This window comes from Caballeronia novacaledonica, from assembly GCF_900258035.1.
Classification (GTDB): Bacteria; Pseudomonadota; Gammaproteobacteria; order Burkholderiales; family Burkholderiaceae; genus Caballeronia; species Caballeronia novacaledonica.
Window position 1 is genome coordinate 23,415 of sequence record NZ_OGTP01000010.1, and the last position, 15,816, is coordinate 39,230.

Consider the following 15,816-nt stretch of genomic DNA (forward strand, 5'->3'; position numbering starts at 1 on the left):
AAAACAACACGAATGAAAGCTTCCGCTTCGGCGCCCGCCGCGCCGCGCTTCTTCTTTGACACTTCGCTGTCCACCATCGTCGCCGGTTTCGTCGCGATGATGACCGGCTACACGAGTTCGCTCGTGCTGATGTTCCAGGCCGGCCAGGCCGCGCATCTCACGAACGCGCAGATCTCGTCGTGGATCTGGGCGCTCTCGATGGGCATGGCGGTCTGCACCATCGGGTTGTCGCTGCGCTATCGCGCGCCGATCGTCGTCGCGTGGTCGACGCCGGGCGCGGCGCTGCTCGTCTCGTCGCTGCCGAACGTCGCATATGCCGAGGCGATCGGCGCGTTCATCGTCTGCGCGGTGCTTTTGACCGCCGTCGGTCTCACCGGCTGGTTCGACACGCTGATGAAGCGTATTCCGTCGGGCATCGCCGCCGCGCTGCTCGCGGGCATTCTGTTCGAGATCGGCATCGAGATTTTTCGCGCCGCCGAGCATCGGACGGCGCTCGTCATCGCGATGTTCTTCACGTATCTCACGGCCAAGCGCTTCGTGCCGCGTTACGCGATTCCGGCGACGCTCGTCGTGGGCATCGCGATCGCGGGCGCGCTCGGCTTGCTCGACTTTTCGCACTTTCACGTCGCGCTCGCGCATCCGGTTTTCACGATGCCCGCGTTCTCGCTCGCCGCGGCGATCAGCATCGGCATTCCGCTGTTCGTCGTCGCGATGGCGTCGCAAAATGTGCCGGGCATCGCCGTCCTGCGCGCCGACGGCTACACGACGCCCTCCGCCCCGCTCATCTCGGCAACCGGACTCGCGTCGCTCGTGCTCGCGCCGTTCGGCTCGCACGGCGTGAATCTCGCGGCCATCACCGCCGCGATCTGCACCGGCCGCGAGGCGCACGAGAACCGCGACCGGCGCTACACGGCCGCCGTGTGGTGCGGCATCTTCTATCTGATCGCGGGCACGTTCGGCGCGACCATCGCCGCGCTGTTCGCGGCCTTTCCGAAGGAACTGGTCGTGTCGGTGGCCGCGCTCGCGCTCTTCGGCTCGATCATGAGCGGTCTCGCCAACGCGATGCAGGACGCCCGCCAGCGCGAGCCTGCGCTCGTCACGTTCATGGTGACGGCTTCGGGCCTCACGCTGCTGTCGATCGGCTCCGCGTTCTGGGGATTGATCGCGGGCGTCTTGACACATTTCGTGCTGAACGCCCGGCGATCCTGACGCGGCCTACAATGACGGAACCGGCCCTGATTTCCGGCCGGTTTTCTCGCAACAGAAATTCGCAATCCCGTCATAAGCTTGACCGACAAACCGCTGACGATCGTGCGCATGCCGCCCGACGGCGCCGGCCCGAACTCGCTTGCGCGTCCGGTCGAAATCCGGCACGCCGCGTGCGGGTGCGCACGGTATCAGCGCGCTCGCCGCGCTCGGGACTAGAATGGAAGAATGAATTCAGGGGCGCGCCGCGCGAACGAAGTCGCCGCGCGGCGTCGCAATCATGGGCAATCCGCGGGTTGGTTACCGCAATTTGACAAGGCGCAACGCGTCTGAGACTCGACATGACATCCGCTCTCGACCAGCTCAAGCAATACACGACCGTCGTCGCCGACACGGGCGACTTCCAGCAATTCATCCAGTTCAAGCCGCAGGACGCGACCACGAATCCGTCGCTGATCCTGAAGGCCGTCCAGAAGGACGACTACAAGCCGCTGCTCGAAAAGACCGTCAAGGAGCACGCGAAAAAGCCGATGCCGCAGATCATCGACAATCTGCTCGTCGCGTTCGGCACCGAGATTCTCAAGATCATTCCGGGCCGCGTGTCCACCGAAGTCGACGCGCGCCTCTCGTTCGACACGAAAGCGTCGATCGACAAGGCGCACGACATCATCAAGCTGTACGAGAACGCGGGCATCAGCCGCGATCGCGTGCTGATCAAGCTCGCATCGACATGGGAAGGCATTCGCGCGGCCGAGGTGCTGCAGAAGGAAGGTATCCACTGCAACATGACGCTGCTCTTCTCGCTCGCGCAGGCCGTCGCGTGCGCCGAAGCGGGCGCGCAACTGATCTCGCCGTTCGTCGGCCGCATCTACGACTGGTACAAGAAGTCCGCCGGCGCGGAATGGGACGAAGTGAAGAACGGCGGCGCGAACGATCCGGGCGTGCAGTCGGTGCGCCGCATCTACTCGTACTACAAGAAGTTCGGCTACAAGACCGAGGTCATGGGCGCGAGCTTCCGCACGGTGAGCCAGATCACCGAACTCGCCGGCTGCGACCTGCTGACGATCAGCCCCGACCTGCTGAAGAAACTCGCCGACAGCAACGACACGGTCGAACGCAAGCTCTCGCCGGACCTGGTGAAGAACGAAAACGTGGAGAAGATCGCGGTCGACGAGCCGACCTTCCGCTTCCTCGTCAACGACGACGCGATGGCGACCGAAAAGCTCGCGGAAGGCATCCGCGCGTTCGCCGCCGATGCGATCAAGCTGGAGAAGCTGATCACCGCGCTTCAGTAATGTTTGCTTGATACGAAACCGCCTGCCGCGCCGGGACATCGGTGCGACAGGCGGTTTTTTCTATCTTGCTGCCTCTTGACGTAATTTGACCGTTTCCGAGTTGCCGTGGAATCGCGTTGCAATAGACTTCGGTGCTTTGGCGGCGTAACCGCTTCATATTCACTAAGTCCCGGTCATGCAACTGGATACCTATATTCTCTATAACGGCGATTGCGCCGCCGCGCTCGAACTCTATCAGGCCGCATTCGGCGCCAAGATCGCCGTGCTGGTCCGCTTCCGCGACGCTCCCGACGGCGGCAACGCGCCGCCCGACTGGCAGGACAAGATCACGCATGCGGTGTTCTGCGTCGGTTCGAACGCGATCATGGTCTCCGACGGCCGCTACGGCCAGCCGCGCCAGGATTACTCCGGCTTCACGTTGTCGATCTCCGCGGACGACGCGCAATCCGGCGAACGCATTTTCAACATGCTCGCCGAAGGCGGCAACGTCCTGACGCCGTGGCAATCCACGTTCTGGACGCAGGGCTTCGGCATGCTGGTGGATCGTTTCGGCGTGCCCTGGCTCATCAACGTGGTTCACGAAGCCGAAGCACAGCCGGCCTGAGCGCTATCGCGTCACGGATTGAGCGGCCGCGCGCCTTCGATATTCCACTGCCGCTCGATCTCCGAAAGACGCAGCCTCAGCCGATCCACCTGCTCCACGAAGCGTATCGCGACCCAATGCATGCCCTGCGTCGCCGCGTTTGCATCGGCGTCCGTGCAGGGCGGCACGTTCGGAACATTCACTGCGCGGTACAGCAGGCTCACGCGCCCGAAGCGCAACGCCCGGGCCATCTGCAGAAGCTGCTGACGCACCGCGTACTCGCCCGGCGAACAGGCAATCGCGAAGCGGCCGGGCGCCGCGCCCGCGACTTCGGACATCGACATCGCCAGCATTTCCAGCGCCGCGAGAATCGAGCGATGCAGCCGCTGGATTTCTTCGAGCCGCGCCATCGGCACATTGGTTTCCTTCGCGACCGATTCCATCAGCCCGCGCGACTGCACGAGCCGCTGGCTCATCGCATAGAAGCGTCGCGTGGTTTCCTCCGCGACGAGCGGCGTGCCGTCGAGCAATGCGCCGTACAGCTTCGCGCACGCGCGCAGATTGTCCGCGAGCCGATATCGCCAGGAATACGTCGCGTATTGCGGTAACACGAACGAGAAGCCGAGCGCGATCACCACGCCGATCATCACGTTGGCCGTGCGCCACAATCCGGTGGCAAGCGGCAGGTCGCCGTGGCCGGACACGATGACCATGGTGATCGCGGTGAGCAGCGCGACATAACCCGCCTTGCCGATCGCGTAGTAGGCGCAGCCGCCCGCGATCACGCACATCAGCACGAAGAACACCATCACGGAGCCGGTGAGCATCTGCGCGAGAATGAGCACGAGCCCGAAGAACGCGCCGAGCGCCGTGCCCATCGCGCGCTCGCCTGCTTTCTTGCGGATGTTGCCGTAGTGCTGCAATCCGCCGATCACCACCAGCACCGATACCGACGCCCACACGCCGTGCGGCATGTCGATGCCCGTCGTGACCGCGATCGACACCGCCATCGCGAGCCCGACGCGCACCGCGTGAATCATCGCGGCGTGCCGGTAGCGAAAGTACGGCGACGCGATCGAATGAAAGAGGCGAGCGAAACGGCTGCGCCTGAGTGACGTCGATGTCGTGGAATCCATGATTCGCTCGCGTCGAATGAAGGCTCTCGAAAACAAAACGCCCGTAACGGCCGGATGGCTGTTACGGGCGTTTTACCAGCTTTTCGCGCACCGCGCCGGGCGCATGCGCGAGCGGCCGGAATCAGCCTTCCACGATATCCAGATAGTCTTCCGGACGCGTGCGGTCTTCCGAGCGCTTGAGGCCCAGCACGCGAACGAGCAGGCTCACGACGATCGAGACGATCAGGTTCGCGATCAGCGCCCACACGGCCGCGTAGCCCGGCACGACGTAGCCGAACAGATGCAGCGGATAGATCGAGCCCTTCAGTTGCAGCGAGACGGCCATCCACGTGCCGACGCCGATGCCCACCGCCCAGCCGATCAGCAAGCCGCGATGATCGAGCACGCGCGTATAGAGACCGAGCACGAGCGCGGGCAGCGTCTGAATGATCCAGATGCCGCCAAGCAGCTGCAACTGGATCGCATACGTGAGCGGCAGCGCGAGAATGAAGACCACCGCGCCGACCTTCACGATCAGCGACACCAGCTTGGCGACATTGGTTTCCTGCTCCGGCGTCATGTTGGTGTTGACGAACTCGCGATGCACGTTGCGCGTGTAGAGGTTCGCCGCCGCGATCGACATGATCGCCGCCGGAACCAGCGCGCCGATGCCGATCGCCGCGAACGCCACGCCCACGAACCACGACGGGAAGTAGTGCAGGAAGAGCGCCGGCACCGCGAAGTTCGCGCCGTAAGCCTTGAAGTACGACGCGTACTCGGGCATGTCCTTCACGCCCGACGCCAGCGCCATGTAGCCGAGCAGCGCGAGCAAACCGAGCACGAGCGAATACGCCGGCAGGAGCGACATATTGCGGCGGATCGTATTGCCGGAGTTCGACGAGAGAATCGCCGTCACCGAGTGCGGGTACAGGAAGAGCGCCAGCGCCGAGCCGACGGCGAGCGTCGCGTACGCGCTGTAGCCGTTCAGGCTCGCGGCATCGGGCGCCTTCAGCAGCAGCTTCTCCGGCGGCACGACGCTGAAGATATGGCCGAAGCCGCCGAGCTGCGCGGGGATCACGATCATCGCGGCGATGATCGTGATGTAGATCAGCACGTCCTTCACCACGGCGATCATCGCAGGCGCGCGCAGGCCCGACGTGTACGTGTACGCGGCGAGAATCGCGAACGCGATGATGAGCGGCAGATCGCCGACGAAGCCTTGCGTCGAGAATCCGAGCGCGCCGATCACCACTTCGATGCCGACGAGCTGCAGCGCGATGTACGGCATCGTCGCGACGATGCCCGTCAGCGCGACGGCGAGCGCGAGCATGCGGCTGTTGTAGCGCGCGTGCACGAAGTCGGCGGCGGTCACGTAGCCGTGACGCTTCGCGATGCTCCAGAGCTTCGGAAACACGACGAATGCGAACGGATAGATGAGGATGGTGTACGGCAGCGCGAAGAAGCCCGTCGCGCCCGCGCCGAACACGAGCGCCGGCACCGCGACGAACGTATAGGCGGTGTAGAGATCGCCGCCGAGCAGGAACCACGTGACGATGGTGCCGAAGCGGCGGCCGCCGAGACCCCATTCGTCGAGCTGGGCAAGATCGCCCTTACGCCAGTGCGCGGCGATGAAGCCGAGAATCGTGACGCCGACGAAGAACAGGACGAAGACGAAAGTTGCGGTGGTGTTCATCATCGCGCACCTCCGTTCTTGCGTCCCGAGGGCAGCGCCTTCGTCTTCTTATAGACGACGGCGGTGATGACCGCGCTGATCAGCACCCACAACAACTGATACCAGTAGAAATACGGAAAGCCCCACAGAACGGGCTCGATCTTGTTGTAAAACGGCACCCATACCACACCGATCCACGGAAGGATCAGAAGCCAAAGCCAATGCTTGTTGCGCGGTTGTCCGGTGCCGGTCGTAGCTTCGTGAGCCATGAACGGTCTCCTCTTTGTTTTGATCGCATCGTTATCGCGAGCCCGGCGGGATGCCGGTCGTCGGGTAGACATGCCGCTGAAAGCACCCCGAAATAACAGAGGGAGTATATGGACCCTTAAAACACGGTCAAGCAGGGGGATTCCCGACTATTCCGCTGATTTGAAAGCATCTTGTAAATAGGCCAAAACCCTCGTTCTGGCCTTGGCTGCTGTGCTGGTATCAGATCGAGAACGCACCGCTCGTCGCGACGCCCGCGCTTTGCGCGAGACCCTTCACCCACTTGCGCGCGGGCAGACCGAGTTGCGCTTCGATGAGCTTCGCGCGGGTGTCGAGCGCATCGAACGACACGTCGAGCGCGGGACCGGCGAACGCGATCGCGACGCGATTGCCGTCGTGCACTTCGGGCAGCGCGATCACGCGATGATCGAACGCCTCATTCAGATGACGCATGTTGCGCACGAAGCTCGGATGATCGCCGAACAGGTTGATCGTGACGACGCCCGCTTGCGGCGTGAGACAGGCGCGGCACGCGCGATAGAACGACACGCTGTCGAGCACGGGGCCGCGCGCGGTGGCGTCGTAGAGATCGATCTGCAACGCGCCGGTCGTGCCGTGATTCGCGCGATCGTTGACGAACTCCCACGCGTCGCGCTCGGTGACGGTGAGACGCGCGTCGTCGTAGGGCAATTCGAACATCGCGCGCGCGGCGATCACGACCGCGGGATTCAGTTCGACCGCTTCCACTTGAGCGTGCTTCAGAAAGCGGTAGCAGAACTTCGTGAGCGCGGCGGCGCCGAGCCCGAGTTGCACGATGCGCTCGGGCGTCTCGACGAAAAGAAGCCACGCCATCATCTGCTGCGCGTATTCGAGCTCGATGTGATCGGGCTTCTTCAGACGCATCGCGCCCTGCACCCATTCGGTGCCGAAGTGCAGATAGCGCACGCCGCCCTCTTCCGAGAACGTCACGGGCGCGAAGCGCGGTTTGCGGGGCGCGTCGATGCGCGGCGCGTTCGCGAGATCGTCGCGATCGTCGTCACCGCGCTTGCGCTTCGATTTGCTGTCGTCCTTTTTGCGGCCGAACGCGCGCGCTTCAGCCGATGCGCGCTTGATGAGATTCGTCATTGTGTGGTGAGGATGTCGCGCCAGATGCGCAATTTTTGATCGAACGAGAGAATAGCATTGGCCGCGCTCGACGATGGCAGGACGAGCGTGGCGTAGCCCGCGGCGCTCAGCACGGGCGCGAATTTGCCCGAGGTCTTGCCGTTGAAGCACACTTTGCGCAGCTTCGGAAAGCGCGTGTGGAACACGGCGAAATCGTTGGGCGACGCGTTGCGGATCGCCGCGTCGAGGCTGCCTTCGCGCTCGCATGCGGCGAGCACGTCCCATAAGCCTATGCCATGCGCGACGAGTCGCGCGAGACGATCGTCATAGGCAAGCGCGTGCAACTCCTCGCCGATGGCCGCGCCCACGAGCCGCCAGAACTGATTGCGCGGATGCGCATAGTACTGCGTCGCCGCGAGCGACGCGACGCCCGGAAAACTGCCGAGGATGAGCGTATGCGTTTCTTCATCGCCGATGGGCGCGAATCCGGCGAGCTTCATTTCGCCTCGCCATGCGCGACGCGCTTCGCATGCGAGCGCAGGTGATCGTACGAGCGCGCATGTTCGCGCCGATGCGGGCCGTGCATCGTGGCGAGCTTCGTCCAGAGCGCATCGAGCATGCATTCGGTGACCATCAGCGGTGCGTCGTGACGTTTGAAGACGGATCGTCGCGCGACGAGCGCATGCCGTCCGTCCATGTGCGACGACGCCAGCCGATGCAGCGGATGCCGCGCCGTGACGCGCCGGCTCGCGAGCGCCGAACGCGACACGCTGCTGTCGCTATAGAGCAGTTCGGCGAGCGGGCGCGTGCGCAGACGGCGCATCGATTGCCACACGCCCGCGCCATGCGACAACGGCACGATGCTATGCGCGACGACGAACGTCACGCCATCGACTTTCAGCGCGACTTCACGCACCCACACCGGCGTGCGGGGCGTGATTTGCAATGCGCGCGCTTCGTCTCGCCACGGAATGTCGACCGCTTCGCGCGTGACCTCGACCGTCACCGCGCCGAGCGTGCGCAGATGCGCGGTCAGCGAGCCGCCGCGTGTGAGCCAGTCCTTTTGTGCATCGGTGAGCGAGGGAAGCGGGACGACGCGCCAGTGCGCATCGATGGGATCGTTGGGCGTGAGCATGCAGCGGATTATAAATTCCGCGTCTTACGGCACACGAACACAAGAAAAAACGCGCCGCCGGTCCCCCGGCGGCGCGCTCATTCGAACCGCTCAAACAGACTTACCGCGCGAGCAACAACGCATTCGTCCGCTTCACGAAACTCGCCGGATCTTCCAGCGCGCCGCCTTCGGCCAGCAACGCCTGATCGAAAAGCAGATGGCACCAGTCGACGAAATTCGCGCTGTCCGCGTTCAACGCCTTCACCAGCGGATGCTCCGGATTCACTTCGAGAATCGGCTCCGCCTGCGGCGCGTTCTGCCCCGCCGCCTTCAGCATGCGCTGCAGATAGCCGCTCATGTCGCCTTCATCGGCGACGAGACAGCTCGGCGAATCGGTGAGACGGAACGTGAGACGCACGTCCTTCGCCTTGCCTTCGAGCGCTTCCTTCATCTTCTCGACGAGCGGCTTCATTTCCTCGCCGACCTTCTCCTGCTGCTGCTTTTCCTCGTCGTCGAGCGCGCCGAGATCGAGATCGCCACGCGCAACGCTCGCGAGCGGCTTGCCGTCGAACTCGTTGAGGAACGACAGCATCCACTCGTCGACGCGATCCGTCAGCAGCAGCACCTCGACGCCCTTCTTGCGGAACACTTCGAGATGCGGGCTGTGCTTCGCGGCCTGCCAGCTATCGGCGGTGACGTAGTAGATCTTCGTCTGCTCGGGCTTCATGCGCGCGACGTAATCGGCGAGCGACACGTTTTGCTCGGCGCTGTCGTTCTGCGTCGACGCGAACCGCACCAGCTTCGCAATGCGCTCGCGATTGCTGAAATCCTCGCCGATGCCTTCCTTCAGCACCTGACCGAACTCGTTCCAGAAGGTCGCGTACTTCTGCTTGCCGTCTTCGTCGGTCGCTTCTGCGGACGACGTCGCGATCTCTTCGAGCATCGACAATACGCGCTTGGTCACGCCTTCGCGAATCGCCTTCACGTCGCGGCTTTCCTGCAGGATTTCGCGCGACACGTTGAGCGGCAGATCCGCCGAATCGACCACGCCCTTCACGAAACGCAGATACGCGGGCAGCAGTTGCTCGGCGTCGTCCATGATGAACACGCGCTTCACGTAGAGCTTCAGCCCGCCGCGATGCTCGCGGTTCCACAGATCGAACGGCGCGTGCTTCGGCACGTACAGCAGTTGCGTGTACTCGCTGCGGCCTTCGACGCGGTTGTGCGTCCATGCGAGCGGATCGTCGTGATCGTGCGAAATGTGCTGATAGAACTGCTTGTATTGGTCGTCCGTGATGTCGTTCTTCGGACGCGTCCAGAGCGCGCTCGCCTGGTTGACGGTCTCGTCCTCGTCCTTCGTCACCATCTCGCCTTTCTCGGCGTCCCACTCTTCCTTCTGCATCAGAATGGGCAGCGCGACGTGATCCGAGTACTTCTGGATGATCGATTTCAAACGATGCGACGACAGCAGTTCGTCTTCGTCGGCACGCAGATGCAGCGTGATGGTCGTGCCGCGTTGCGCGCGCTCGATGTCCTCGACCTCGAAATCGCCCTCGCCCGCGCTCGTCCAGCGCACGCCCTGCGCTGCCGGCAGACCGGCGCGGCGCGTTTCGACGATGATCTTGTCCGCGACGATAAACCCGGAATAGAAGCCGACGCCGAACTGGCCGATCAGCGCCGCGTCCTTCTGCTGGTCGCCGGAGAGCTTCGAGAAGAATTCCTTCGTGCCCGAACGCGCGATCGTGCCGAGGTGGGAAATCGCTTCCTCGCGGCTCATGCCGATGCCGTTGTCGTCGATGGTGACGGTGCGCGCGGCTTTGTCGAACGACACGCGGATGCGCAGGTCCGGATCGCTCTCGTAGAGCGCGCTGTTCTCGATGGCTTCGAAGCGCAGCTTGTCCGCGGCATCGGATGCGTTGGAAATCAGCTCGCGCAGGAAAATTTCCTTGTTGCTGTAGAGCGAATGGATCATCAGGTGCAGAAGCTGCTTCACTTCTGCCTGAAAGCTCATGGTTTCTTGCGCCATGGTCGAGTCCTCTGTGTTGATTTCGTGAGTGCGATCGAGTCGGCCGCGCGCGTCGGTCACGCAGCCAATTTGTCCGATATGAGGGCGGCCGGACATTTTTCAAGAGCGGCGCGTCCGGATAAGATGCGTCTGCCGAACGACCGATCACTCCGTACCCGCGATGTCCTTCCTGCGCAATCACGACCGCCACGCCCGGCCGCTTTCCCGCGACGAGGCGCGCATGGCCCGGCTCGTGTTCGGCGACGCCATCGACTACGCGAAGGTCCGGGTCCACGCTCGCGCCTATCTCCCGTTCGGCCTGCAACCGCCGCGCACGGCAATGGCGCCCAACGGCAACCTGTATTTTCCGCGCGGCTGTTTTCAGGACGACTTCTCCGCCTGCGACCTCGTGAATCGCATGTGGTTCATTCACGAGATGACGCACGTGTGGCAGTTTCAGCTCGGTTATCCGGTGCGGCTGCGCGGCGCGATCCGCATCGGTCTGCGGTACGCGTACACGCTCGCCGACGGCAAGCGGCTCGCCGATTACAACATGGAAGCGCAAGGCAACCTGCTCGCGGATTATTTCGCGCTCAAATTCTGCGACGGCCAGGGCAGGCTGTACGAGCATCGATATCGGCACGTGCCCGGCGCGCTCGCGCTCTACGAAGCCGTGCTCGCGGACTTCATCCGCGCGCCCGCCGAACGTCGCAATCTGCCCGGACGCCGCCGTTAGGCGCTGCGCCGCGCGGCCTTCTCCAGATAGCTCGCCAGCAGGGCGGGCAGCGCCGGATCGCCGCAATTGGCGATATTGAAGCGCATCCAAGTGGTCGGCGACTGATGCGGCGAGAACAGGCTGCCGGGCGTCAGCAGAAAGCCCGCCTCGTGGCCCGCCGCCGCGAGACCATCGGAATCGACGCCCGCGTCCGCCCACAGGAACATGCCCGCCGCCGGCGTCGCGAAAAGCCGAAAGCCGGTCTTTTCCAACATGCGCGCGGTCTTTTCGCGCACGCCGTCGAGCCGCGCGCGCAGCCGTTCGACGTGCCGCCGGTAGTGCCCTTCCGTCAGCACCTTGTAGACCACGCGTTCGTTGATTTCCGGGCTCGTCATGCCGACGAGCATCTTCTGGTCGGCGAGCGCCTTCGCCACCTCCGGCGCCGCCGCGATATAGCCGACGCGCAGATTCGCCGCGAGCGTCTTCGAAAAACTGCCGAGGAAAATCACGCGCTTCAGTTGATCGAGCGATGCGAGGCGCGTCGCGGGAAAGCCCGCCGGGCACAGATCGCCGTAGACATCGTCCTCGACGACGATGAAGTCGTATTCCTGCGCGAGCTGCAGAATGCGGAACGCCTGCGCCGCCGTGAGCGACGTGCCGGTCGGGTTCTGCAGCACCGAATTGATGATCAGCATTTTCGGGCGCCAGGTCGCGACGAGCGTTTCCAGCGCGTCGAGATCGGGGCCGTCGGGCGTGTACGGCATGCCGACGAGCCGCGCGCCCTGCGACGCGAAGCGCCCGAACATCTGGAACCACGCCGGATCGCCGACGATCACCGCATCGCCAGGCTTCACATAAAGACGCGAGATCAGGTCGATCGCCTGCGTGATGCCCGACACGAGCACGATCTGCCGCGCCGCCGACGCGCCGATTTCCAGCTCCTCCAGCCGCGTCTGCAACTGCTGGCGCAGCGGCAGGAACCCTTGCGGCGTGCCGAATCCGAGCATCTGCGCGCCGCTCTGGCGCGACAGCGAACGCAGCGCGTTGGTGATCAGTTCGCCGTCGAGCCAGCGGCCCGGCAGATAGCCGAGACCCGGCCCTTTCTCCGGGCTCGACGTGTGCAGCATGTTGCGCAGCAGCCAGACCACGTCGATGGTGTTCTGCACCGGCTCGCGCTCCGCCGCGACGGCGGGCGCGTCGCCTTTCGCGACGAGCGTCGGCGCGATGCGCTCGCGCACGTAGAAGCCCGAACCGCGCCGCGAGTCGAGATAGCCGTGCGCGACGAGCCGTTCGTACGCCTCGACGACGGTGAAACGCGAAACGCCCTTGTCGAGCGCGAGCTTGCGGATCGACGGCATGCGCATGCCGGGACGGAACACGCGCTCGTCGATGCGGCGGCGGCCCCATTGCACCAGTTGATCGACGAGCGTGAGTTGCGCGGCGTCGTGCGGCGCGGGAATCTGGTCGAGCGGAACGGACATGCGAGCCTCCGTGGACGGCAAGCGCGGCGGTGCGCCGTGAAAGAACTGTACAGAATAGTATTGGGCCGATTGTACCGTTACTGTCACGGTGATAGCGGCTACATTTTGCTTTCGGGCCGTCGGGGGCGCGCGTGGAGGCGTTATGCTGTCGGCCCCTGTTTATCGCATTGCATTGCATCGCCACGTCATGACCGATCATCGACTCAAACTCGATCACTTCGTGATCGCCGCACGCACGCTGGACGAAGGCGCGCAGTTCATCGCCGCGAAATTCGGCGTCGGGACGGCGGCCGGCGGCGCGCATCCGCTGATGCGCACGCACAACCGGCTGCTGAATTTGTGGGGCGGCGCGTATCTGGAAGTGATCGCGACCGATCCGTCGGCGGCGGATGCCGAATCGCCCCGGCCGCGTCTTTTCGCACTGGACGACCCCGCGATGCAGCGCCGTCTCGCTGACGACGGCCCGCGACTCGTGCATTGGGTCGCGCGCGTCGATCGGCCGAAGTCGCTGGTGCGTTGGCGCGAGCAGTATCCGGAGCGCATCGCGCCGGTCGCGGCGATGTCGCGTGCCGGCAATACGTGGGGCCTGACCGTGCCCGACGACGGCGCGTTTCCGGCGTGGCAAGGCGCCGGCGACGGTGTGCTGCCGTCGCTGATCCAGTGGGACACGCCGCGCCATCCGAGCGGCGCGCTGCCGGAAACGGGCATCGCGCTGCGTGCGCTGACGGGCTTTCATCCGGACGCGGAAGCCGTATCGGCGCAACTCGCGTGGCTCGGCGCGGCGCATCTGATGCGCGTCGAGCAAACGGCGGGCGCGCCGGTGCTCGTCGCGCAGTTCGATCTGCCGAACGGATCGACACTGACGCTCGGCGAATCGGCGGAACAGGCGGCGGCGCGCGAGGAGGAAGCACGGCAGGCAGCCAAACGCCGTCGCGCGAAGAAGACGGATACGCAGGACGACACCGAAACACCCGCGCAGCCCGACTGAGCCTGCGCATCGCAAAAAAAAGGAGACGCCACACGATGAAAACCCGCGAAACCGAAGGCATGTTGCTCGGCCTGATCGGCGTCGTCATTTTCAGCCTGACGCTGCCGATGACGCGCATCGTCGTCGCGGAGATGCATCCGCTGCTGAACGGCCTCGGACGCGCGCTCGTCGCGGCGATTCCGGCCGCCGCGCTGCTCGCGTGGCGTCGCGAAAAGCGACCGACATGGCCGCAGGTCAAGAGCCTCGCCGTGGTCGCGCTCGGCGTGATCATCGCGTTTCCGGTGTTTTCCGCATGGGCGATGAAGACCGTGCCCGCCTCGCACGGCGCGGTCGTGAACGGCCTGCAGCCGCTGTGCGTCGCCATCTATGCCGCGTGGCTGTCGCACGAGCGGCCGTCGAAGGCGTTCTGGGCGAGCGCGGTGGCGGGCAGCGCGATTGTCGTCGCGTTCGCGTTGCAGGCGGGCGGCGGCGGTCTGCAAGCCGGCGATCTGCTGATGCTCGTCGCGGTCGGCATCGGCGCGCTCGGTTATGCGGAAGGCGCGCGGCTTGCGCGTCAGATGGGCGGCTGGCAGGTGATCTGCTGGGCGCTCGTGCTCTCCGCGCCGTTTCTGTTGCTGCCGGTCGGCTGGCTCGCGTGGGCGCATCATGCGGCGCACCCCGAACCGCTCGCGCTCAAGGTGTGGCTCGCGTTCGGCTATGTCACGCTGTTTTCGCAATTCATCGGGTTCTTCGCGTGGTACGCGGGACTCGCGATGGGCGGCATCGCGCGCGTCGGACAAGTGCAACTGCTGCAGATCTTCTTCACGATGGCCTTCTCCGCGCTCTTCTTCGGCGAGCACGTGAGCGCGTCGACGTGGCTGTATGCGGCCGCCGTCATCGCGACCGTCGTGCTGGGCCGCAAGGCAGCCGTGCGTGCCGCGCCGCAAGCGGCCGTCGTCGCGGCGGGCACGACGCACGCAAGATGACGCGCTCGCGCGATAATTACTGACTGCCGTACCGCGCCAGCCTCGATTCCAGAATTCGCGGCCCGCGCCAAGATAAACATCATTCCTGAGACAAACCGAGGCATTTCATGAATCAAGCCGATCTCCGCGCCACGCCGTGGCAACTCTCCGAACGCGCACGCAAGCTCACCAGTTCGGCGATTCGCGAAATCCTGAAGGTCACGGAACGGCCGGAAGTCATTTCCTTCGCGGGCGGCCTGCCCTCGCCCGCGACGTTTCCCGTCGAGCAAATGCGTCACGCGTCGGAGCGCATCCTGCGCGATCATCCCGCCGCCGCGCTCCAGTACAGCGCGACCGAAGGCTACATGCCGCTGCGCGAATGGGTTGCGGCGCGCTACTCGGTGAACGGCGCCGCTATCCGTCCGACGCAGGTGCTCATCACGACCGGCTCGCAGCAGGCGCTCGATCTGCTCGGCAAGACGCTCGTCGATCCGGGCAGCCGCGTGCTGGTCGAAACGCCGACGTATCTCGGCGCGCTTCAGTCGTTTTCGCTCTTCGAGCCGCATTACGTGCAGGTGCCGACCGACGAATCCGGCCTGATCCCCGAAGCGCTCGACGCCACGCTCACCGCCGGCGCGCGCCTGCTCTACGCGCAGCCTAACTTCCAGAACCCGACCGGCCGCCGCCTGCCGCTCGAACGCCGCCGCGCGCTCGCCGCGTTCGCGCAAAACGCGCCGTTCCCGGTGATCGAAGACGATCCCTACGGCGCGCTCGACTACGCCGGCGCTCCGCTGCCGACCATGCTCTCGATGGCGCCCGAGCATATCGTGCATCTCGGCTCGTTCTCGAAGGTGCTGGCGCCGGGCCTGCGCGTCGGCTACATCATCGCGCCCGAGGAATTGCACTTCAAACTGGTGCAGGCGAAGCAGGCGACCGACCTGCACACGCCGAGCCTCACGCAGCGCATCGTCTATGAAGTCGTCAAGGACGGCTTCCTCGATCAGCACGTGCCGACCATCCGCGCGCTCTATCGCGACCAGTGCGAGGCCATGCTCGACGCGCTGGAACGTCACATGCCCGCGGGCATCGAATGGAACCGGCCGGAAGGCGGCATGTTCGTGTGGGTGAAGCTGCCGCGCCACATCGACTCGATGAAGCTGCTCGAACAGGCGATCGCGCAGAATGTGGCCTTCGTGCCGGGCGGTCCGTTCTTCGCGAACGAGGCCGAGCACAATACGATGCGCCTTTCGTTCGTGACGGTTCCGCCCGCGACGATCGACGAAGGCGTGGCGAAGCTCGGCGCGCTGATTCGCGCGAGCATCTGATT

At 64.7% G+C, this 15,816-nt stretch carries 15 protein-coding genes; 7 read left to right on the forward strand and 8 right to left on the reverse strand.

Annotation, left to right across the window (positions count from 1 at the left end):
• The first annotated feature begins 12 nt into the window (after positions 1 to 12).
• The 3 genes from NOV72_RS15935 (at position 13) to NOV72_RS15945 (ending at position 3,105) form a co-directional block, all read left to right on the forward strand.
• Entirely contained in the window at positions 13 to 1,209 is a 1,197-nt protein-coding gene (locus NOV72_RS15935) for a benzoate/H(+) symporter BenE family transporter (RefSeq protein ID WP_106855569.1), read from the forward strand.
• A 338-nt stretch (positions 1,210 to 1,547) separates the two neighbouring features.
• Entirely contained in the window at positions 1,548 to 2,501 is a 954-nt protein-coding gene (gene tal, locus NOV72_RS15940; RefSeq protein WP_106855570.1) for a transaldolase, read from the forward strand.
• 175 nt (positions 2,502 to 2,676) lie between these two features.
• Positions 2,677 to 3,105, forward strand: a complete 429-nt coding sequence (locus NOV72_RS15945; protein ID WP_106855571.1) for a VOC family protein — start codon at positions 2,677 to 2,679, stop codon at positions 3,103 to 3,105.
• An 11-nt stretch (positions 3,106 to 3,116) separates the two neighbouring features.
• On the opposite strand, the gene NOV72_RS15950 is transcribed toward NOV72_RS15945, so the two are convergent.
• The 7 genes from NOV72_RS15950 to htpG form a co-directional block, all read right to left on the reverse strand.
• Positions 3,117 to 4,220, reverse strand: coding sequence for an FUSC family protein (locus NOV72_RS15950; protein WP_106855572.1), 1,104 nt, complete (start codon positions 4,218 to 4,220; stop codon positions 3,117 to 3,119).
• Positions 4,221 to 4,341: 121 nt separating this feature from the next.
• On the reverse strand, positions 4,342 to 5,892 hold the full coding sequence (mctP, locus tag NOV72_RS15955) for a monocarboxylate uptake permease MctP (RefSeq protein ID WP_106855732.1): 1,551 nt from the start codon (positions 5,890 to 5,892) through the stop codon (positions 4,342 to 4,344).
• Entirely contained in the window at positions 5,892 to 6,140 is a 249-nt protein-coding gene (locus NOV72_RS15960) for a DUF3311 domain-containing protein (RefSeq protein WP_008350708.1), read from the reverse strand. Before NOV72_RS15960 ends, mctP begins: the two co-directional genes overlap by 1 nt.
• 220 nt (positions 6,141 to 6,360) lie before the next feature.
• The gene (locus tag NOV72_RS15965) at positions 6,361 to 7,263 is read right to left on the reverse strand and encodes a class I SAM-dependent methyltransferase (protein WP_106855573.1); all 903 of its coding nucleotides are present in this window, start codon (positions 7,261 to 7,263) and stop codon (positions 6,361 to 6,363) included.
• Positions 7,260 to 7,742: a DNA-deoxyinosine glycosylase gene (locus NOV72_RS15970; RefSeq protein WP_106855574.1), complete on the reverse strand. Its 483-nt coding sequence runs from the start codon at positions 7,740 to 7,742 to the stop codon at positions 7,260 to 7,262. Before NOV72_RS15970 ends, NOV72_RS15965 begins: the two co-directional genes overlap by 4 nt.
• A complete protein-coding gene (locus NOV72_RS15975; protein WP_106855575.1) occupies positions 7,739 to 8,377 on the reverse strand; it encodes a chorismate--pyruvate lyase family protein in 639 nt (212 codons plus the stop codon). The genes NOV72_RS15970 and NOV72_RS15975 overlap by 4 nt, the downstream gene beginning before the upstream one ends.
• 100 nt (positions 8,378 to 8,477) lie before the next feature.
• Entirely contained in the window at positions 8,478 to 10,382 is a 1,905-nt protein-coding gene (gene htpG / locus NOV72_RS15980; protein WP_106855576.1) for a molecular chaperone HtpG, read from the reverse strand.
• Positions 10,383 to 10,542: 160 nt separating this feature from the next.
• Here htpG and NOV72_RS15985 point away from each other — a divergent pair, with 160 nt between their 5' ends.
• Positions 10,543 to 11,097, forward strand: coding sequence for a Rhs element Vgr protein (locus tag NOV72_RS15985; RefSeq protein ID WP_106855577.1), 555 nt, complete (start codon positions 10,543 to 10,545; stop codon positions 11,095 to 11,097).
• Here the strand turns inward: NOV72_RS15985 and NOV72_RS15990 are convergent.
• The gene (locus tag NOV72_RS15990) at positions 11,094 to 12,557 is read right to left on the reverse strand and encodes an aminotransferase-like domain-containing protein (RefSeq protein ID WP_106855578.1); all 1,464 of its coding nucleotides are present in this window, start codon (positions 12,555 to 12,557) and stop codon (positions 11,094 to 11,096) included. The two genes, NOV72_RS15985 and NOV72_RS15990, sit on opposite strands and share 4 nt — an antisense overlap.
• Before the next feature lie 187 nt (positions 12,558 to 12,744).
• Here NOV72_RS15990 and NOV72_RS15995 point away from each other — a divergent pair, with 187 nt between their 5' ends.
• From NOV72_RS15995 to NOV72_RS16005, 3 genes are all read left to right on the forward strand, one after another.
• Complete coding sequence (locus NOV72_RS15995) at positions 12,745 to 13,545, forward strand: VOC family protein (RefSeq protein ID WP_106855579.1); 801 nt, start codon at positions 12,745 to 12,747, stop codon at positions 13,543 to 13,545.
• Between the two features lie 35 nt (positions 13,546 to 13,580).
• The gene (locus NOV72_RS16000) at positions 13,581 to 14,510 is read left to right on the forward strand and encodes a DMT family transporter (RefSeq protein ID WP_106855580.1); all 930 of its coding nucleotides are present in this window, start codon (positions 13,581 to 13,583) and stop codon (positions 14,508 to 14,510) included.
• 107 nt (positions 14,511 to 14,617) lie between these two features.
• Entirely contained in the window at positions 14,618 to 15,814 is a 1,197-nt protein-coding gene (locus NOV72_RS16005; RefSeq protein WP_106855581.1) for an aminotransferase-like domain-containing protein, read from the forward strand.
• The last annotated feature ends 2 nt before the right edge of the window (positions 15,815 to 15,816 follow it).